The sequence below is a fragment of the Ectothiorhodospira sp. BSL-9 genome, assembly GCF_001632845.1.
Lineage (GTDB): Bacteria > Pseudomonadota > Gammaproteobacteria > Ectothiorhodospirales > Ectothiorhodospiraceae > Ectothiorhodospira.
The window spans coordinates 2,222,638-2,241,313 of the sequence record NZ_CP011994.1 but is presented as its reverse complement, the minus strand read 5'-3'; the positions used below and the strand labels follow the sequence as shown (position 1 = coordinate 2,241,313).

General features: G+C 63.9%; 17 protein-coding genes. 12 read left to right on the top strand and 5 right to left on the bottom strand.

The genetic code is table 11. The features are described 5' to 3' along the window. Nucleotides 1-2: 2 nt before the first annotated feature. The gene (locus tag ECTOBSL9_RS10495; RefSeq protein ID WP_063465004.1) at nt 3-1,355 is read right to left on the bottom strand and encodes a M48 family metalloprotease; all 1,353 of its coding nucleotides are present in this window, start codon (nt 1,353-1,355) and stop codon (nt 3-5) included. A 106-nt stretch (nt 1,356-1,461) separates the two neighbouring features. Between ECTOBSL9_RS10495 and ECTOBSL9_RS10490 the strand changes: the two genes are divergently transcribed. Together ECTOBSL9_RS10490 and ECTOBSL9_RS10485 are read left to right on the top strand one after the other, a co-directional pair. Beyond that, nucleotides 1,462-2,649: a YcjF family protein gene (locus ECTOBSL9_RS10490; protein ID WP_063465003.1), complete on the top strand. Its 1,188-nt coding sequence runs from the start codon at nt 1,462-1,464 to the stop codon at nt 2,647-2,649. Next, nucleotides 2,646-4,202, top strand: coding sequence for a GTPase family protein (locus ECTOBSL9_RS10485; RefSeq protein WP_063465002.1), 1,557 nt, complete (start codon nt 2,646-2,648; stop codon nt 4,200-4,202). Before ECTOBSL9_RS10490 ends, ECTOBSL9_RS10485 begins: the two co-directional genes overlap by 4 nt. 15 nt (nt 4,203-4,217) lie before the next feature. Here the strand turns inward: ECTOBSL9_RS10485 and ECTOBSL9_RS10480 are convergent, their stop codons facing one another. Beyond that, nucleotides 4,218-4,421: a hypothetical protein gene (locus tag ECTOBSL9_RS10480; RefSeq protein ID WP_025281546.1), complete on the bottom strand. Its 204-nt coding sequence runs from the start codon at nt 4,419-4,421 to the stop codon at nt 4,218-4,220. A 125-nt stretch (nt 4,422-4,546) separates the two neighbouring features. Here ECTOBSL9_RS10480 and ECTOBSL9_RS10475 point away from each other — a divergent pair, with 125 nt between their 5' ends. Further along, nucleotides 4,547-4,975, top strand: a complete 429-nt coding sequence (locus tag ECTOBSL9_RS10475; protein ID WP_063465001.1) for a DsrE family protein — start codon at nt 4,547-4,549, stop codon at nt 4,973-4,975. Nucleotides 4,976-5,060: 85 nt separating this feature from the next. Here the strand turns inward: ECTOBSL9_RS10475 and ECTOBSL9_RS10470 are convergent, their stop codons facing one another. Further along, nucleotides 5,061-5,540 (bottom strand): YbhB/YbcL family Raf kinase inhibitor-like protein, encoded by a 480-nt coding sequence (locus tag ECTOBSL9_RS10470; RefSeq protein WP_063465000.1) that lies wholly within the window; start codon nt 5,538-5,540, stop codon nt 5,061-5,063. Nucleotides 5,541-5,772: 232 nt separating this feature from the next. Between ECTOBSL9_RS10470 and ECTOBSL9_RS10465 the strand changes: the two genes are divergently transcribed. From ECTOBSL9_RS10465 to ECTOBSL9_RS10450, 4 genes are all read left to right on the top strand, one after another. Further along, entirely contained in the window at nt 5,773-6,711 is a 939-nt protein-coding gene (locus ECTOBSL9_RS10465) for a hypothetical protein (RefSeq protein WP_063464999.1), read from the top strand. Between the two features lie 64 nt (nt 6,712-6,775). Then, entirely contained in the window at nt 6,776-7,960 is a 1,185-nt protein-coding gene (locus ECTOBSL9_RS10460) for a toxic anion resistance protein (RefSeq protein WP_156500095.1), read from the top strand. A gap of 150 nt (nt 7,961-8,110) precedes the next feature. Next, on the top strand, nt 8,111-8,779 hold the full coding sequence (locus ECTOBSL9_RS10455; RefSeq protein WP_082829870.1) for a Spy/CpxP family protein refolding chaperone: 669 nt from the start codon (nt 8,111-8,113) through the stop codon (nt 8,777-8,779). A 146-nt stretch (nt 8,780-8,925) separates the two neighbouring features. Further along, the gene (locus ECTOBSL9_RS10450; RefSeq protein ID WP_063464997.1) at nt 8,926-9,291 is read left to right on the top strand and encodes a hypothetical protein; all 366 of its coding nucleotides are present in this window, start codon (nt 8,926-8,928) and stop codon (nt 9,289-9,291) included. On the opposite strand, the gene ECTOBSL9_RS10445 is transcribed toward ECTOBSL9_RS10450, so the two are convergent. Both ECTOBSL9_RS10445 and serS read right to left on the bottom strand, forming a co-directional pair. Next, the gene (locus ECTOBSL9_RS10445; RefSeq protein WP_063464996.1) at nt 9,292-10,335 is read right to left on the bottom strand and encodes a thioredoxin fold domain-containing protein; all 1,044 of its coding nucleotides are present in this window, start codon (nt 10,333-10,335) and stop codon (nt 9,292-9,294) included. Nucleotides 10,336-10,345: 10 nt separating this feature from the next. Continuing rightward, nucleotides 10,346-11,638 carry a serine--tRNA ligase gene (gene serS, locus ECTOBSL9_RS10440; RefSeq protein ID WP_063464995.1) on the bottom strand — a complete coding sequence of 431 codons (1,293 nt, stop codon included), beginning with the start codon at nt 11,636-11,638 and terminating at the stop codon, nt 10,346-10,348. Nucleotides 11,639-11,935: 297 nt separating this feature from the next. Between serS and ECTOBSL9_RS10435 the strand changes: the two genes are divergently transcribed. The 5 genes from ECTOBSL9_RS10435 to prpC all read left to right on the top strand — a co-directional run bounded on the left by ECTOBSL9_RS10435 (nt 11,936) and on the right by prpC (nt 18,553). Continuing rightward, complete coding sequence (locus ECTOBSL9_RS10435) at nt 11,936-13,459, top strand: FAD-linked oxidase C-terminal domain-containing protein (protein WP_063464994.1); 1,524 nt, start codon at nt 11,936-11,938, stop codon at nt 13,457-13,459. 237 nt (nt 13,460-13,696) lie between these two features. Next, entirely contained in the window at nt 13,697-15,598 is a 1,902-nt protein-coding gene (locus tag ECTOBSL9_RS10430; protein WP_063464993.1) for a propionyl-CoA synthetase, read from the top strand. A gap of 107 nt (nt 15,599-15,705) precedes the next feature. Continuing rightward, complete coding sequence (locus tag ECTOBSL9_RS10425) at nt 15,706-16,431, top strand: GntR family transcriptional regulator (RefSeq protein ID WP_063464992.1); 726 nt, start codon at nt 15,706-15,708, stop codon at nt 16,429-16,431. A gap of 66 nt (nt 16,432-16,497) precedes the next feature. Then, complete coding sequence (prpB, locus tag ECTOBSL9_RS10420; RefSeq protein WP_063464991.1) at nt 16,498-17,382, top strand: methylisocitrate lyase; 885 nt, start codon at nt 16,498-16,500, stop codon at nt 17,380-17,382. 19 nt (nt 17,383-17,401) lie between these two features. After that, entirely contained in the window at nt 17,402-18,553 is a 1,152-nt protein-coding gene (gene prpC / locus ECTOBSL9_RS10415) for a 2-methylcitrate synthase (RefSeq protein ID WP_063464990.1), read from the top strand. Nucleotides 18,554-18,676: the final 123 nt, after the last annotated feature.

Below are 18,676 nucleotides of genomic sequence, written 5' to 3'. Positions count from 1 at the left end.
GCCTATTGCCACGCCTCCAGGCGTTGGGCGGCATAGCGACCCTGCTGGGTCTGAGTCCCCACCTGTTGCAAGTAACGCTGATATTCACCGGCCGCAGCCCGACGGTTCTGCATGCCTTCATGGGCCACACCCTTGAGGAAAATCGTATTCGGGTTGCCCGGCAGCATCCGCTCATAATTCTGGAAGTGATCCAGGGCTGCATCCGGCCGGTTCAGCGCCAGCTGGTTGATGCCACTGAGATGGACTGCCTGCCCTTCCTGGGGATAGGCAGCCCGTGCCTGTTCAAGATAGCGCCGGGCCTCCTGATGTTGCCCCTGGGCCGACTTGGCCTTGGACATGAGCACGAGGCCTGGATAGTCATCCGGCACCTGGCGCAGGGCCTTGGCAAAGTGCTCCTCGGCCTGACGGGGTTGCTCCCGGGCCATGCGTTCCTCACCCGCCTGCATCTCCTTGATGGCCGGCTTGATGCGGCGCAGGTCACGGGTGTTGTCCATGTACCGCTCTCGTCGCACGCTTCGCTCCACAGCGCCCCCATAGCGTGACTGAGCCTCACGCTGGGCGGTATCGAAACGCTCCTGGCTCATGGGATGAGTGGAGAACATGGTCTCCAGGGCATTGGGCTGGCGGTCGGACATGGAACGCAGCATATCCATGAGATCAACCATCCCCTGGGGATTCTGACCCGCCTCGGCCATGTACTGCAGGCCCAGATCGTCGGCTTCACGCTCATTCTGGCGGCTGTAATGGGCCAGCAGGGCGGTGGCCCCCACGGCGCTCACTGCATAAATGAGGTTGCTGTAACCGGAGAGCTGATCGGACTGGGCCGCGGCGATGCCGATACCCCCCAGCGCCAGGGAGGCCAGGATGCCGGTGGTCTGGCGGCGCGCCGTATGCCGGGCATTCACATGCCCGGTCTCGTGACCCAGCAGTGCCGCCAGTTGGGCCTCGTCCTCCATCTCCACCATGATGCCGCGAGTGCAGGCCATGGTGCCCCCGGGAAAGGTGTAGGCATTGATATAGTTGGCGTTGACCACATGATGGCTGTAAGGCATGTGGGGACGATGGGAGACCTCGGCCACCGACGTGCCCACCTCGCTCACGTAGCTGTTCACCCGATCGTTGCGCAACAACCCGTAATCGTTGGAGAACTGGTGCGGAGAGTGCTGCTTGTCAATATTAATCTCTTCCTGCTCGGACATGAGCATGAGACGCTGTTGACCGGTGACCGGATCGGTTGCGCAGCCCTGCAACTGGGGCACCACCACCGCACCGGCGGAGGCGGCAGACATCAGCCAAAGGAAGTCACGCCGGGTCATGCGGCGCTGGAGGATACGGTTACCTGGGTGGGCGTCCATGGTGCAATCTCTCCGGGTGCTTGCTGGTCGGGGTATAAAATCTGAGTTTACTCCTGGACGCGGAGGTTCCCAAGTCTTGAAACCCAACCCCCCATGGCGACGCTTCATGGACGCCGTACTCAAGCCCGAACCGGATCCGGGCCTGGCCGCCGACATCCGTGCCCAGGCCCGTGCCCGCGCGCCCGTGCTCTGGCTGCTGGGCAAGGTGCAGTCGGGCAAGAGCTCCATCGTGCGCAGTGTCACCGGCGACCCCCAGGTGGAGATCGGCAGCGCCTTTGAACCGTGTACCCGGGCCTCACGCATCCATGAGTTCCCGGCAGATGTCCCGGTGGTGCGTTTTCTGGATACGCGCGGCCTGGAGGAAACGGGCTACGACCCCAGCGATGATCTGGCCGTGGTGGAACGCGGCGCCCATGCGGTGATTGCTGTGGCACGGGCCATGGACCCACAGCAAGAGACCCTCCTGCGGGTGCTCAGGCAGGTACGCCGGCGCCATCCGGATTGGGCCATCGTGCTGGTGCAGACCCGCCTGCATGACGGCTACCCGGATGACCGGGATCATCCAGGGCCCGAAGCCCTGGCCCGTGACCCCGACCTTGAGGATCTGCGGCGCTCCATGGAGACGCAGGCGCGGGCCTTCCGTGAACTGCCAGGCCACGGGCCATTTCATCAGGTGGCCGTGGACCTCACCCGCCCGGAGGACGGCTTCAATGACCCGGACTACGGCCTTGATGCCCTGCTGGACGCCCTGGAGGCAGCCTGCAGTGCCGGGCGCGCCGGCTTGATCCGGGAACTGGCACGCAACGCCCGCGACAGCCGCCAGGCCCGCATCCGCCCGCATATCCTGGGCTATGCCACCGCCGCCGGGGTCACCGACATGGTGCCCGTGGTGGGCATGGTCACCGTGCCCACCCTGCAGGGCAAGATGTTGCATAGCATCGGGGAATTCTACGCCCTGACCTGGGATCGGCCCACGCTCAAGGCCTTTCTGGCCTCCCTGGGCTCGGGCACTGTGCTGGGCCTGGGGGCCGGGTTCGCCGCCCGGCAACTGGGCAAGCTGATCCCGGTGTATGGCCAGGCGGCGGGGGCGGCGGTGGCGGGGGCGGCCAGCGCCGCCGTCACCTACGCGCTGGGGCGCGCCGCCTGCTATTACCTTGAACAGGTACGCATGGGCGTGAATACACCCGAGGGCGTGTCCGAGGCCTTCAATGGCGCCCTCAAGGAGGCCCACACCCTGTTCCGGCGACAAAACGGGGACAACCCACAACCGCCCCCACGAGGACCCCATTCATGACCCGGCCCGGCACCCTCTGGACCCGTTGGGGCGCCCTGGCCGCAGCGCTGACCGCCGCCACCCTGCCCTTTCTGATCCTGATCCCCTTGGGGGCCTTCTGGCTGTGGCAACAGGGCTGGCTCCTGATCTGGCTGGGCATCGCCACCGGTCTGGGACTGGTCGGGTACACCCTGTCCCTGTGGCTGCAACGCCGGGCCGAGCGCGTGGATGCCATCACCGATCACAGGGATCAGGGCGCGGTCTCGGCGCCGGATGCGGACTGGTCACCCCGGGACATGGCGGCCTGGGAGAGCGTGCAGCGGATCGCGGCCGAGTCCGACCCCCACATCGTTGGCGACTACCGCCTGCTGCTGCTTGCCGGCCGGCAGACCATCGAGCAGGTGGCCCGCCATTATCACCCGGAGGAACGCCACCCCATGTGGCGTTTCACCGTACCCGAGGCGCTTTTGCTCACCGAGCGGGTGAGCGTGCGCCTGCGCCGGGTGATGCTGGACAAGGTCCCTGGCTCCCATCTGATCCGCGCCAGTCAATTGATGCGATTGTGGGACTTTCAGCCCGCCGCCAGCACAAGCATGCGCTGGTTTCGCGGTGCCACGCGGGTGTACCGAGCGGCCCGACTGGTCAATCCCCTGGGCGCCGTGATGGCCGAGGCCCGGGAGCGCATGGTATCCATGATGATGGGTGAGGCCGGGGATTATCTGCGACGACGCGGTGCCCGCATCTGGGTGGAGGAAGTGGGCCGCGCGGCCATTGAACTGTATTCCGGGCGGCTACGCATCGATACCGAACAACTGGACGAAGCCGCTGCCATGCAGGCCATGGGGCCGGGCGTGCCCCTGGCGGACCAGGGAGGACCCATCCGCATCATGGTGGCCGGTCAGGCCAATGCGGGCAAATCCAGCCTGGTCAATTGCCTGCTGGACCGGGTGGCTGCCGGTGTGGATGTCCTCCCCAGCACCCGGGAGGCCAACGGCTATCTGCTGGAGCGTGACGGGCTGCCGGAGGCGGTACTCGTGGACACCCCGGGACTCAAGGACAAGGAAGGCATCGATACTCTGGTGGACACGCTCTGCGAGAGCGACTGCATCCTCTGGGTGGTGGATGCCCATCGGGCCGATCGGGCCCTGGATGGACGGGCACTGGAGCATCTGCGCCAGCGCTTTGCCGCCGACCCGCGCCGGATTCTGCCCCCGATCCTGGTCATCCTGAGCCATGTGGATCGCCTGTCACCGCCGCGGGAGTGGCAGCCTCCCTATGAGCTGCAGGCCCCCACGCGCCCAAAAGAACAGGCCATGCGTCGCGCCATGGAGGTGATCGCCACTGATCTGGGCGTGCCCATGGAATCCACCATTCCGGTCCGGCTGGATACCCGGGAGAAGGCCTACAACGTGGATACGATATGGGAGCGGGTCAATGGCCAGCTGGACCGGGCGCAGCGGGGCCGCGCCATGCGCATCCTGCTCAAGGCCTCGCCGGGGGAATGGAAACGGGTGCTGAAGCAGACAGCTCGCGCCGGCGCCGAGGTCACACGGCGCTGGATGCGCTCGCGCTGATGTCGCATCACAACCTTATTGGGGCTGCCCGAATAGATGCCAGAGCAGAAAACCCCCGTAGACGCCCAGCAGGACGATGCTGAGCAGGGTGATCGGCCGGATACCCGTCTCTTCAGGCACCGGCTGCCCCTGCGCCTTGAGTTGCCGTACTCGCCACCAGCGCTTGAAGCGCCACCAGGCGAAGGCCAGCAGGATCAGCAGGGTGAGAAATTTGACCATGGATATAAGGCTCCGCCGGCTGCGTATGCCGGAACTGTGAATTCCATCCCGCTTAACGGGAGACAAACATTAGAATTTGATGATATGGTGTTGCTCGTCATTCGCAAACAGGAGTATTGCTGACTATGAAGCATCTCAAGAGTGGTTTGATCGGTATCGCCCTGCTGGCCCTGGTCCCCTTCGCTGCCATCGCCGACGATGAGAACAAGGTCCTGGTCACCGTCACCTCCGGTGAGCCGCAGACCCAGGCCATGGCCATGATCCTGACCAACCAGCTGCTGGAGCGAGGCGCCCAGGTGAACATCCTGCTGTGCGACAAGGGCGGCAAGATGGGTACCACCGACTATGACGGCCCGACCTTGAAGGGTCCGGATGCCACGCCTCAGCAAGTCATGCAGGCTGCCATCAATAACGGCGCCAATGCCTATGTTTGCGCGCTGTTCCTGCCCAACAGTGACTATACCGAAGATGATCTGATCGACGGCGTTGGCGTGGCCACCCCGCCGCAGATGGGTGAGTTCATGATCGAAGGCACGCGCTTCCTGGCCTACTAAGGCCTGACGCAACACGCACGCCACACGGTCCGGGCCCTGCCCCGGACCTCGCCGCCCCGGTTCACGCCGGGGCGGCTTTTTTTTGTCACCCGCGCTGGTAGGTCCCCACCAGTCGGTTCATGCCGATCACGGCCGGTTCGATCTTCTCCAGCAATTGCCACAGGGTAAGCCCCTCCGGCAGTTCCATCTCCCGATCCAGCGCCAGCACCCAGAAGTAATACTGATGCACTCCGTGGCCTTCCGGTGGCATGGGGCCCCCATAGCCGGTGCGGCCGAAGTCGGTGGCACCGCGGGTGTATTCCTCCACCCCCTCGGGCAGTCGGGTCACCGATGCCGGGATGTTGTACAGCACCCAGTGGACGAACCCATAGGTGCCTCCCGGTGAGATCAGCGGGGCATCCGGATCATGGCAGATCACCGCAAAGGCCTTGGTGCCCTGGGGCGCCCCACTCCAGGCCAGCGCCGGTGAGACATCCTCCCCCTCCCCCGTATGCCGCGCCGGAATGGCCCCGCCCTGGGAAAAGGCCGGGCTGGTCAATTGCATATCAGACAGTGCAAAACCCATGGATTCCCTCCTGTTACGTGAGCCCGATACAAGCGTGCACCGAGCATGGCTAAACCTCTGGCCCGAGTCTAACAAAACCCTCCCACCATCATTCACCCCTCACCAAATGGGGACAGACACCTTTTCTCCTGATGGGAAAAGGTGTCTGTCCCCATTTTAGCTGGCGTGGGTTCGTGCTTTTGCTTTCGGAATGGGGCTCCGTTCTGGTGATGGAAGATAGTAGACTAGACCCATGCTTGGATTCTTACAGGGTTTTGCCTACGGGCTCTTCATCTCCTGCCTGCCTTGGCTGATCATCGGACTGATCGAGCCACGACTTGCCGTGCCCTTGCAGGGGCCCACCCGCTGGCATGTGATGCTTCGGTACTGGCTGATCATCCCCTTCATCGCCTTCATCCTCTGGGTGACCTCCCTGTTTGGCGGCTTCGGCCCCACCCTGAGTGGCTGGGTGGCCGGTCTGCTTGCCATCTTCGTGGCCATCCCCGCCGAGCGCGGCTTGCGAGGCTGGCTGCGACGGCGTGCCGCGCGACGGCGCGAGGCTGAGCAGGAGGCGGCGGCAGTCCGGGAGCGGGCGGCGCTCGAGCACAAGGCCCGGGAAGCCGGGCTGGCCATCCTGGATCCGGAGCAACCACCGGTGGGTGCCGATGAACTGGTGCGAGCCCTGTGCGACACCAAGGGTGCTCTGCTGAAGGTACGTCGGCCGGATCTGGCCAGCCAGGTGGATCGCATCTACACGCGCTACGCCCACGTGAACGAGGTACTTGAGGGCAAGTTCGACGAACGTGAACTGACCTTCGAGCGCTCCCTCAAGCTGGTCCGGGAAGTCTCATGGACGGCAGTGGACAACCTGAACACCATGGCCTCGGTGGCTCGCGGTGTGCGGGGTGTGGACGTGGATCATGTGCGGGGCCGCCTGGATCGGGAAGCCCATATGAGCGACGAAGAACGGCGCGCCCTGGAGCGACGTCTGGAATTGGTCGATGAAACCGAAACCCGCCTGCGTGACCTGGGGGCCCGCAACGAGGCCGCCATCACCGCCCTGGACGATGCCGCCGTGGCTGTCTCCGCCGTCAACACCGACCGCCCCCGCGCCTCCGTGGCCGCCGACCAGGCCATGGAGGATCTGCGCCAGTTCGTGGAGAAGGCCCACCACTACGGCCGCAAGGATTAGTGAACCCGGGCTGCCGCATGCGTATCATGGAAATTCACGCCGCAGTCCCTAGCCGAGGCCCGAGATGAACGCCAGCCGCCATGATTCCGACCCCTTGAATCTCTCGCTGCCCACCGCCGAGGAGATCGAGTCCCAGGTAAAGAAGGAGAGCGATCCGGAAACGGTGACGGGCGATCCGGAGCTGAATGCCCTGGCGGACCGGTTCCTTGAGCAGGTGCTGGGAAGCGAGCCGAAGGAAACGCCGGATCATCGCCACCGTCAGGCGGTGGATGAAATGGGTCTGAATATCCAGCGCCAGGCGGCCCATCGCAGCCAGATGCTGCAAGCCCCCATCCGCAAGCTGGCCCATCAGGGCGACGAGGGTGGTCCGGTGGCCAAGTCGCTGCTGGATCTGCGCGACCGGATGGTGGACCTGGATCCACGCCGACACAATCTCAGTACCAGCGGCCTGAAACGCATGTTGTCCCGCCTGCCAGGGGTGGGCACGCCATTGCAGCGGTATTTCAACAAGTTCGAGACGGCCCAGGAGGCGCTGGATGCCATCATCAAGGATCTGGAATCAGGCAAGGACATGCTGCACCGGGACAACCTCACCCTCAGCGACGACCAGAAATCCCTGCGCGAGAGCCTGGACCAACTCAAGCGACAAATCGCCCTGGGGCGCCTGATTGATCGTCGGCTCAGCGAAAAATCCCGGCAACTTCCGGAGGATGACGGTCGCAAGCGGTTTGTGGACGAAGAACTGCTCTTCCCGCTGCGCCAGCGGGTGGTGGATCTGCAGCAGCAACTGGCAGTGAGCCAGCAGGGCATCCTGTCTCTTGAGGTGGTGATCCGCAATAACCGGGAGTTGATGCGCGGCGTGGACCGGGCCATCAACGTCACCGTGTCCGCCTTGAATGTAGCGGTCACGGTGGCCATGGCCCTGGCCAACCAGCGCCTGGTGCTGGACCGTGTGGAAGCCATCAATACCACCACCTCGGACATGATCGCCGGCACGGCCCACGCGCTGCGCACCCAGGGGGTGGAGATCCAGAACCGGGCGGCCTCCACCATGCTGGACATGGAAAAGCTGGAGGAGGCCTTCGAGGACGTGGTGGGGGCCATCGATGAGGTATCCCGCTACCGTCAGGAGGCCCTGCCCAAGCTGGATGCGCAAATCGACCGCCTGGATGCCCTGGCCCAACAGGGCAACGAGGCCATCGAGCGCATGGACAAAGGGGATTCAGCCCGGGTGGACCAGGCCATTTGAGGTTGACCCGGGTCGGGACGAGGGATCAAGGTACAAGGTGAGAGGTGCATCCCCCGTGGGAGCGGCCCTCGGCCGCGAAGGCTTTTTCCGCACGAGAAAAGGTGTCTGTCCCCTTTTCAGTCCTTTTCAAGATCTTTTCTCGGAGGTTGCATGATGAAACGATCGAATCAGAATCGCTCGATGGCCCTGTATGTGGGCGTTGCCACGGCAGTGCTGATGGCTGGCCTGGCTGCTCCGCTCCAGGCCGATGGGCCCGTGACCCTGGCTCAGGCCGGGATGGGACAGGGGGGGATGCAGCAGCCCGGCATGGCGCCTGGGCAGCGGGGTATCGAGCAACTGGAAGCCTCCCTCAACCTGGACAATGAACAACAGGCCCTGTGGAACGAATTCGTCCAGCACATGGGGCCCCGGCAGACCCCTGAGGACCGATCCCAGCGGCGCGAGGCCATGCAGGAGACGGATTTCCTGAGTCGCATGGAAACGCGCGTCTCCATGGCCCAGGTGCGGCTGGAAGAGGCCCGGGAAGCTCGAAGTGCTGCACGGGCACTGTACCGGTCCCTGGACCGCGAGCAACGGGACATCCTGGATAACTCACCCACCGTTCGGGAGTGGACACGCTGGCAGGATGAAGAGGGGACCCAGCCTCAACCCGGGATGGGACAAGGCCGCGGCGTTGATCAGCCGCCGGGACAGGGTCGGGGGTTGGGCCAGCAACCCCCCGGTCAGGGTAGAGGCCTGGACCAGCAACCCCCTGGACAGGGCCGCGGCCTTGAGCCACCCCCGCCCGGCGGTCTGGACCAGCCCGGCATGGGGCGATAGTCACCACCTCTGAGCTTTACCATGCGGGCTGCCTGGACACGGCCCGCATGCCCCCTCCAACACGGCCCTGTCGGATAGCGGTGGGCCTGCATGCTACCCTGACTGCTCCGCCACTTGCCCTCTGGGGCCCCTTTGCGAGCAGCACCATGAATCAGCCCGACCCGAAGAATACACCAGTCCACCATACCGTCCTGGCCTACCTGCTCGCCCCCTGGCACCTCAAGGGCATGCCCAAGGCCACGCCTGAAGAGAAGCTGGCCCGGGCGGCCTGGTGCCGGGACCACTGCGGGACCTTTGCCGGGCGCTGGATGCTCATTGCCCTGGGGGCCTGGCTGATTCAGGTCTCGCCCCTGGGTTTTTTGTTCGTGATCGCCGGCATTCCACTGCTGGCGCTATTCTTCATGGTGGCCTTCCTGATAGGCATCGCCCACCTGGTGGCCCAGCTGGTCTCCCAGAAGCGGGCCGGGCCGCCACGCATCGACCCGCCCGTGGACCGGGACAACTGGGACTGATCAGCCGCCTTGATCCATCCGCCAGCGCTGGTAGGTGGGATAGTCCTCGTATCCCCGGGTGAGCACATACTCCAGCACAGAACGCAGCCGGTGCAGCCGCACCACCGAATCGATGCGCAGGATCTCCTCACCCGCCTCATCAAAAAAGATCAACGTCGGGGCATAGAACAACCCCAGATCCTCCGCCCACGCCCGGGCAGTCATCGAACGGCCATCCGGTGTGAGCACCGGCGTCTCCTCCGACCACATATCCAGCTGCACCACCTCGAACAGATCCAGCAGATCCAGGACCTGCTCATCGCCCAAGGGTTCGGTATGCAGGATATCGCAGGCATGACACTCCCCCTGCTCAAAGAACACTGCCAGCGGACGATCGGCGGGGATACGCGAGCGATCCAGCCCGAAGGGCTCGGGGGCAAAGAACTCCTGGTGATTCAGATCATCCGGCTCAAACCGAGGCGGCGGATCTGCCCGGGCCAGGTATTCGCGGAAGGACTCGTTCTCATAGTGACCATCGGCCACGTATTCCAGCGCAGCACGAAAACGATAGGGTGAGTGATACCCCCGCAGACGAAATACCGGCGTGCCATCGGGCTCGTAGAAGATGAAAGCGGGGGTGAAATTCAGCCCCTTGCCCACCGCAAACTCCCGCTCCGTCATGGACTCGCCTTCCAGGTTGGTCATCTCACGACTGCCCAGTACATCCAGCCCCACCACATTGAAATGCCGCCGCGTGTATTCAACGATGTCCGGCTCAGCAAAGTTCACCTGGAACAGGGCCTCACAATAAGGGCAGTCGTCCATACCCACATACACGGCCAGGGCCCGCTTGCCCTGCTCCCGCACGCTCTTCAGATCCTCCCGCAGATCCAGCAGGGAGAGTTCGAACCAGTGGGGATGCTGCAGACCGATCAAGCGCGGCGTGTCATCGATGGGAGGCTGATCCTTCGCCACCGACGGTGCCCAAACGCCCACGACCACGATCAGGAGCCCGCAAAGAAATCCGGCCAGCCCCTGTCGATGTCTCGATAAACGATACTCCATCAGCTCCTCCTTACCCGGCGCTGCCCTCCGGATCCAGCACACTCAGCCCACCCATATAAGGCTGCAATGCCTCAGGGATATGGATGCGACCCTCGGCATCCTGGCCATTCTCCACCACCGCCACCAGGGTGCGGCCCACCGCCAGGCCCGAACCATTCAACGTATGCAGCAACTCCGGCTTGCCCGTCTCCGGGTTACGGTACCGGGCCATCATCCGCCGGGCCTGGAAGTCCTCAAAATTGGAGCAGGAAGAAATCTCCCGATAAGTATTCTGCCCCGGCAGCCACACCTCCAGATCGTAGGTCTTGGCCGACGAAAAACCCAGGTCGCCGGTGCACAGCGTCACCACCCGGTAAGGCAACTCCAGACGCTGCAGGATCGTCTCCGCATGCCCCGTGAGTTCCTCCAGCGCCTGCCAGGACTTGCCCGCAGGTACCAACTGCACCATCTCCACCTTCTCGAACTGATGCTGGCGAATCAACCCCCGGGTGTCCTTGCCATAAGAACCCGCCTCCGAACGAAAACATGGGGTATGACACACAAAACGGGCCGGCACCTCATCTGCCGCCAGAATGCTGTCCCGCGCCAGATTGGTCACCGGTACCTCCGCCGTGGGGATCAGGTAATAGCCCGGATCCTGCGCCATGCGGAACTGATCCCCCTCAAACTTGGGCAACTGCCCCGTCCCCCGCAGGCTATCGGCATTCACCAGATACGGGACATAAACCTCCTGATACCCATGCTCCCGGGTATGCACATCCAGCATGAACTGGATCAGGGCCCGGTGCAGGCGGGCCATGGCACCGCGCATGACCACAAAGCGGCTGCCGCTGATGCGAACCGCACTGTCGAAATCCATCCATCCATGGGGCAGGCCCAGGTCCACGTGGTCCTTGGGTTCGAAATCCAGCGTGCGCGGCTCACCCCAGCGACGCACCTCCTCATTCTGATCCTCGTCCTCCCCCTGGGGCACGCTCTCGTGGGGAAGATTGGGGATGGCCATCAGGAAATCCGATAATTCCTTCTGCAGTTCTCCCAACCGGTTCTCGCAATCCTTGAGTTCATCCCCCAGACGGGAGACCTCCGCCTTCAACGGCTCGATATCCTCGCCCCGGGCCTTGGCCTGACCGATGGCCTTGGAGCGGGTATTACGCTCGCTCTGCAGCTCCTGGGTGCGTACCTGGAGCTCCTTACGGGCATTCTCCATCCGATTGAAGGCGTCGGTGTCCAGCACAAAGCCCCGGTACGCCAGGCGGGCGGCGATGGTATCCAGGTCGTTTCTGAGGGTCTTGGGATCGAGCATGCGTCCGTATCCAGGATCGTGAAAAAGGTGGATGAAAACTGAGGCGATGGTAGCACAGGGTCCCCTGGCGATTGACCGCGCGGGCCGAGGGTAGGACACTCCATGCAATCGCCTTATGGGAGTTGCCCTCGGCCGCGAGGGATTCTCAAGCATGGCGCCGCTGTCGCGGCGATTCGCCGGCAGGCCGGCTCCCACGGTGGTGCTTTTGGTGGGAGCGCCACCCCGCCGAGGCGCTGCTCCGGTGTCAAACCCAGGGCAAAAGGGGTCCGTCCCCATTCGACGATCGAGGAGGGTTTCATGTCCGCTCAACCCCAGACGCCTGGCAAGGATTCGCTCTACCCCGACCCCCATCATACCGTTACCCCGGAAGAGAGGGCTGACCTCATCCATGCCCTGGAGCGGACCCTCCCGGCGGACACCGTGCTCCACGAAGAGGAAGACCTTCGACCCTACGAGTGCGATGGCCTCTCCGCCTACCGGCGACTGCCCCTGGCAGTCATCATTCCCCATGACCTGGATCAGGCACGAGAGGCGCTGGCCATCTGTCGGGAACGCGGCATTCCCATCACTGCCCGCGGCGCCGGAACCGGACTCTCCGGCGGTGCCCTGCCCTTCCCCAATGGCGTGTTGATGAGCCTGGCGCGATTCAACGAGATCATCGACCTGGACCCCACCAAGCGCCTCGCCCGGGTGCAACCCGGGGTGCGCAACCTGGCCATCTCCGAGGCCGCCGCCCCCCACGGGCTCTATTATGCCCCCGACCCCTCGTCGCAGATTGCCTGCTCCATCGGTGGCAATGTGGCCGAGAACTCCGGGGGCGTGCACTGCCTCAAGTATGGCCTCACGGTGCACAACGTGGTGGCGGTGAAGATGCTCACCATTGAAGGCGATCTGGTCACCCTGGGGTCCGAGGCCCTGGACAGTCCCGGATATGACCTGCTGGCCCTGATCCATGGATCGGAAGGCATGCTGGGCATCATCGTCGAAGTCACGGTGCGACTGCTGCCCAAGCCGGAGCGGGCCCAGGTGCTCATGGCAGCGTTCGACGACCCCCAGACCGCCGGCGAGGCCGTGGCCTCCCTGATTGGCCAGGGGATCATCCCCGGGGGCCTGGAAATGATGGACAACGACGCCATCCGCGCCGCCGAGGATTTCGTCCATGCCGGCTATCCGGTGGAGGCGGCGGCCATCCTGTTGTGTGAGCTGGATGGCACGGATGCGGAGGTCTCGGAGCAGGTACACGAGGTGCGCGAACTGCTGCTGGGGGCCGGGGCCACCGAGGTACGCACCGCCACCGACGAGGCCGAACGCATGCGTTTCTGGGCCGGTCGCAAGGCGGCCTTTCCTGCCGTGGGGCGTATCTCGCCGGACTACTACTGCATGGATGGCACCATCCCCCGACGCCAGCTGGGCAAGGTGCTGGGCGGGATTGCCGACCTGTCAAAGGCCTACGGGCTCAGGGTGGCCAACGTGTTTCATGCCGGGGACGGCAACCTGCACCCGCTGATACTGTTCGATGCCAACCAGCCCGGGGAACTGGAAAAGGCCGAAGAGCTGGGCGGTCAGATCCTGGAGTTGTGCGTGGAGGTGGGTGGCACCATCACCGGCGAGCACGGCGTGGGCATCGAGAAGATCAACCAGATGTGCGTGCAGTTTCAGCCCGCGGAGCTCACCCAGTTTCACGCGGTGAAGGCGGCCTTTGATCCCCAGGGCCTGCTCAACCCGGGCAAGGCGGTGCCGACCCTGCACCGCTGCGCCGAATTCGGCGCCATGCACGTGCATCGAGGGCAGCTACCCTTCCCTGACCTGCCCCGATTCTGATGAAGCAACCGGATCCGAGAGTCGACACATGACCTGCTCACATGGTACGGATCGCCCCGTCATGCGCACATAATCGCAACGACCCTTAGAAATTGTTGACACATTCGCCAAATACTCTAAGGTCATGCCTTGACGAGATACGAACCAGGCCCGTCACGGCCTCACCATCGAAAAGGCCACCCACCAGAACGTGGCCATCACCCCCCTGACGGGGGACAAGCACAGCAGGAGCGAGTCATGGGTTACGCAGAGGTTTATAACCGCTCGGTCAATGATCCGGAGGCTTTCTGGGGTGAAGCCGCCGAAGGGATCGACTGGTACAAGCCGTATGACACGGTGCTGGATGACAGCAAGGCGCCCTTCTACCACTGGTTCGCCGGCGGCGAACTGAACACCTGCTACAACGCGGTGGACCGGCATGTGGAGAGCGGCCGGGGCAAGCAGGCAGCCATCATCTATGACAGCCCCGTCACCCAGAACAAGCAGACCATCACCTATGCCCAGCTGCAGCAGCAGGTTTCCCTGTTTGCCGGTGGCCTGGCGCGCCTGGGGGTGGAGAAGGGTGATCGGGTCATCATCTACATGCCCATGATCCCCGAGGCCCTGGTGGCCATGCTGGCCTGCGCGCGACTGGGCGCCATCCATTCCGTGGTCTTTGGCGGCTTTTCCTCCAATGAGTTGGCCACACGCATCAACGACGCCAAGCCCAAGGCACTGGTCGCGGCTTCCTGCGGCATCGAGCCCAACCGGGTGGTGCCCTACAAGCCCCTGCTGGACAAGGCCTTCGAGATGGCCGAACACAAGCCGGACCACTGCGTGGTCCTGCAGCGCCCCCAAGGGCCAGGCGAGATGACGGCCGGTCGCGACCTGGAGTGGAACGAGTCCATCGACGGCGTGGAACCCCACCCCTGTGTGCCCGTCAAGGCCACCGACCCCCTCTACATCCTCTACACCTCCGGCACCACCGGCAAACCCAAGGGCGTGGTGCGGGACAACGGCGGCCACGCCGTGGCCCTGAACTGGAGCATGAAGAACATCTATGGCATGGAGCCCGGTGAAGTCTTCTGGGCCGCCTCCGATGTGGGCTGGGTGGTCGGACACTCCTATATCGTTTACGCCCCCCTGCTCTACGGGTGCACCACGGTCGTGTACGAGGGCAAGCCCGTGGGCACACCAGACCCGGGCGCCTTCTGGCGAGTGATTCAAGAGCACGAAGTCTCGGTCATGTTCACCGCTCCGACGGCGTTTCGCGCCATCAAGAAAGAGGACAGCAAGGCCGAGCACCTCAAGCGTTACGATATGAGCAAGTTCCGGGCCCTGTTCCTGGCCGGCGAGCGCTGCGATCCCGACACCCTGGGTTGGGCTCAGGAGATCCTGGAGCGCCCGGTGATCGACCACTGGTGGCAGACGGAAACCGGCTGGCCCATCGCCGCCAACTTCCTGGGTATCGAACAGTTCCCCATCCGCCCCGGTACCGCGGGCAAGCCCGTGCCCGGTTACAATGTGCAGATTCTGGATGACCACGGTGAGCCAGTGCCCGCCGGGCAGATGGGCCGCATCATGATCAAGCTGCCATTGCCCCCGGCCTGCCTGCCCACCCTGTGGCAGAATGACCAGCGTTTCCAGGAGGCCTATCTCAGCGCCCAGCCCGGCTACTATCTGACCGGCGACTCCGGTTACCTGGACGAAGAAGGCTTCCTGTATGTGATGGGCCGTATCGACGACACCATCAACGTGGCCGGCCATCGTCTGTCCACCGGTGCCATGGAAGAAGTCCTGGCCTCGCACCCGGCAGTGGCGGAATGTGCCGTGATCGGCGTGCAGGACACCCTCAAGGGGTCACTGCCCATGGGTCTGGTGGTCATCAAGAGCGGTGTGGAGCAGGACGAAGAGAGCCTGCGCAAGGAACTGGTGGCCCAGGTCCGCGATCAGATCGGCCCGGTGGCGGCCTTCAAGCTGGTGGCGGTGGTCAAGCGCCTGCCCAAGACCCGTTCGGGCAAGATCCTGCGGGCCATCATGCGCAAGATCGCCGATAATGAGCCTTTCCAGGCCCCGGCCACCATCGACGATCCAGCCATCCTGGAGGAAATCCGGGATAGCCTGACCGGCATCGGATATGCGGAGCGGAAGAAGGGTTAAGCCCAGGGGCTGGGGTGAAGGGCGAGGCCCAATTGTCAGCAAACCTTTCCCTTTACCCCTGCTTTCCATACTGTTAACCTAATATTGTTAACAATCCGGACCCACCCATGCCACCGTATACCGAGCAGCCAGGCGAACAGGGCGTGACCATTGCCGATCGGGTCTTCTCCCGCTTGCGCAAGGCCATCGTGGAAGGCCAGATCCCGGCCGGGAGCAAGATCAGCGAGCCGGAACTGGCCACTGAATACGGTATCAGCCGCGGTCCACTGCGGGATGCCATGGGCCGCCTTGAGGCCTGCCACCTGGTGGAACGACGCGCCAACGTGGGGGCCCGGGTGGTCTCCCTCAGCCAGGAGGACCTGCTGGAACTCTATTTGCTCAGGGAGGCCCTGGAGGGCATGGCGGCCCGGCTTGCGGCGGAGCGCATGCCCGCCACGGAAATCGACAGCCTGCGCCAGTTGCTCAAGCAGCACGAGCAACGGGCCGACGTGAAGGACGGCATCGCCTACTTTCAAAAGGAAGGCGATCTGGATTTTCATTACCGGATCATCCAGGCCAGCGGCAATGCCCGGTTGATCCAGTTTCTGTGCAACGAGTTGTACCACCTGATGCGCATGTATCGATACCAGTTCGGCATGGCCAGTTCCCGGGCGAGGATTGCCTTTCGCGAGCATCGCCACATCGTCGAGGCGATTGCCGACCGGGACCCGGAAATGGCCGAATTGATCATGCGCCGTCACATTCGCAGTTCACGGGTGAACGTGGAGATGCTGTTCGACGCTCAAGCGTCGCTGACCCGGCGTCAGGGTCAGGACCTGGGTGCCACCGGATAGTCCGCTGCTGGGGCGGGTCTGCACGCATACCTTTCGTTTTTCATTCCTTTGGTTTCAGGAGTTCACATGAGCGATCCATCCACGCCCGGGGCGCGCCTGCGTGCCGCCGTAAAGGAAGAGCAACCGTTGCAGGTGGTGGGCGCCATCAATGCCTATCACGCCATGATGGCCGAGCACGTGGGTTACAAGGCCCTGTACCTCTCCGGGGGCGGCGTGGCCGCCGGTTCCCTGGCCCTGCCCGATCTGGGCATCAGCACCCTGCATGATGTCCTGGAGGACGTGCGCCGCATCACCTATGTGACCGACGTGCCGCTGCTGGTGGATGCCGACACCGGTTTTGGCTCCAGCGCCTTCAACATCTCCCGTACCGTGAAGGAACTCATCCGCGCCGGCGCCGCCGGCTGCCACATCGAGGATCAGGTGCAGTCCAAGCGCTGCGGTCACCGCCCCGGCAAGGCCATTGTCACCCAGGAAGAGATGGTCGACCGCATCAAGGCCGCCACCGACGCCCGCGACCAGGACTTCGTCATCATGGCCCGGACCGATGCCCTGGCCGTGGAAGGCATTGACTCGGCCATCGAGCGGGCCAAGGCCTGCGTGGAAGCCGGCGCGGACATGATCTTCCCCGAGGCCATGACCACCCTGGAGGAGTATCAGCAGTTTGTGGACGCGGTGGACGTACCCGTGCTGGCCAATATCACGGAATTTGGCAGCACCCCGCTGTTCACCACTGAACAACTCAAGAGTGTGGGCGTGGGTCTGGTGCTTTACCCGCTATCCGCCTTCCGGGCCATGAACAAGGCGGCGCTGAATGTCTACGAGACCATCCGCCGGGATGGCACGCAGGAAGCCGCCCTGCACACCATGCAGACCCGCGCTGAGCTTTACGAGCATCTGGGCTATCACGCCTACGAAGAGAAACTGGACCAGCTATACCGCAAAGGCGGCTAAGAAGACGGAGAACCGCAAAATGAGTGAAACCGAGAACAAGCCCAAGCCGAAGAAATCCGTTGCCCTGTCGGGTACGGTTGCGGGCAACACCGCCATCTGCACCGTGGGCCGCACCGGCAACGACCTGCACTACCGTGGTTATGACATCCTGGACTTCGCCGATGAGGCGGAATTCGAGGAAATTGCCTACCTGCTGGTCCACGGCACCCTGCCCAGCCGTGCCGAGCTCGAGCGCTACAAGGCCCTGCTGCGTTCCATGCGCGGCCTGCCCGCCGCCCTGCGCATCACCCTGGAGCAGATCCCGCCCTCGGCCCACCCCATGGATGTGATGCGCACCGCCGTGTCCATGCTGGGCACCCTGGAGCTGGAAAAGGAAGACATGAACGTGGCCGGCGCCCGTTTGATTGCCGACCGCCTGCTGGCCTGCCTGAGTTCGGCGCTGCTGTACTGGTACCACTTCGCCCACCACGGCCGTCGCATTGATGTGGAGACGGACGATGACAGCATGGGCGGCCACTTCCTGCACCTGATGCACGGTCGCAAGCCCCCCGAGGAGTGGGTGCGGGCGATGCATACCTCCCTGAACCTGTACGCCGAGCACGAATTCAACGCCTCCACCTTCACCTCCCGTGTGGTCGCCGGCACCAACTCCGATATCTACTCGGCCCTGACCGGCGCCATTGGCGCACTGCGTGGTCCCAAGCATGGCGGCGCCAACGAGGCGGCCTGCGACATCCAGCAGCGCTATCATGACGCTGATGAGGCCGAGGCAGACATCCGTGAGCGCATGGCCCGCAAGGAAATCGTGATCGGCTTCGGTCACCCGGTGTACACCATCTCCGATCCGCGTAACAAGGTGATCAAGGAAGTGGCCCGCCGGCTGTCGGAGCAGCAGGGTGACATGCGCATGTATGAGGTGGCCGAGCGTCTGGAAACGGTCATGTGGGATGCCAAGAAAATGTTCCCGAACCTGGACTGGTTCTCTGCGGTCTCCTACAACATGATGGGGATCCCCACACCGCTGTTCACCCCGATCTTCGTGATCGCCCGCACCGCCGGCTGGGCGGCCCACGTGATCGAGCAGCGCCAGGACGGCAAGATCATCCGTCCCAGCGCCAACTACATCGGTCCGGAAAACAGAGCCTGGGCACCGATGAATCAGCGGGGTTGATCTCTCCCCTCATCCCCGGCCCTTCTCTCCAAGGGGGAGAAGGGAGAAGGTAGTTTCTCTTCGCTGTTGGAAGAGACTGTGGCCCCTCTCCCCTCGGGGAGAGGGGTTGAGGTGAGGGCGCCG

Coding starts and splice junctions, on each gene's coding strand:
- ECTOBSL9_RS10495 (WP_063465004.1), bottom strand. CDS start 1,355: ATGGACGCCCACCCAGGTAACCGTATCCTCCAGCGCCGCATGACCCGG.
- ECTOBSL9_RS10490 (WP_063465003.1), top strand. CDS start 1,462: ATGGACGCCGTACTCAAGCCCGAACCGGATCCGGGCCTGGCCGCCGAC.
- ECTOBSL9_RS10485 (WP_063465002.1), top strand. CDS start 2,646: ATGACCCGGCCCGGCACCCTCTGGACCCGTTGGGGCGCCCTGGCCGCA.
- ECTOBSL9_RS10480 (WP_025281546.1), bottom strand. CDS start 4,421: ATGGTCAAATTTCTCACCCTGCTGATCCTGCTGGCCTTCGCCTGGTGG.
- ECTOBSL9_RS10475 (WP_063465001.1), top strand. CDS start 4,547: ATGAAGCATCTCAAGAGTGGTTTGATCGGTATCGCCCTGCTGGCCCTG.
- ECTOBSL9_RS10470 (WP_063465000.1), bottom strand. CDS start 5,540: ATGGGTTTTGCACTGTCTGATATGCAATTGACCAGCCCGGCCTTTTCC.
- ECTOBSL9_RS10465 (WP_063464999.1), top strand. CDS start 5,773: ATGCTTGGATTCTTACAGGGTTTTGCCTACGGGCTCTTCATCTCCTGC.
- ECTOBSL9_RS10460 (WP_156500095.1), top strand. CDS start 6,776: ATGAACGCCAGCCGCCATGATTCCGACCCCTTGAATCTCTCGCTGCCC.
- ECTOBSL9_RS10455 (WP_082829870.1), top strand. CDS start 8,111: ATGATGAAACGATCGAATCAGAATCGCTCGATGGCCCTGTATGTGGGC.
- ECTOBSL9_RS10450 (WP_063464997.1), top strand. CDS start 8,926: ATGAATCAGCCCGACCCGAAGAATACACCAGTCCACCATACCGTCCTG.
- ECTOBSL9_RS10445 (WP_063464996.1), bottom strand. CDS start 10,335: ATGGAGTATCGTTTATCGAGACATCGACAGGGGCTGGCCGGATTTCTT.
- serS (WP_063464995.1), bottom strand. CDS start 11,638: ATGCTCGATCCCAAGACCCTCAGAAACGACCTGGATACCATCGCCGCC.
- ECTOBSL9_RS10435 (WP_063464994.1), top strand. CDS start 11,936: ATGTCCGCTCAACCCCAGACGCCTGGCAAGGATTCGCTCTACCCCGAC.
- ECTOBSL9_RS10430 (WP_063464993.1), top strand. CDS start 13,697: ATGGGTTACGCAGAGGTTTATAACCGCTCGGTCAATGATCCGGAGGCT.
- ECTOBSL9_RS10425 (WP_063464992.1), top strand. CDS start 15,706: ATGCCACCGTATACCGAGCAGCCAGGCGAACAGGGCGTGACCATTGCC.
- prpB (WP_063464991.1), top strand. CDS start 16,498: ATGAGCGATCCATCCACGCCCGGGGCGCGCCTGCGTGCCGCCGTAAAG.
- prpC (WP_063464990.1), top strand. CDS start 17,402: ATGAGTGAAACCGAGAACAAGCCCAAGCCGAAGAAATCCGTTGCCCTG.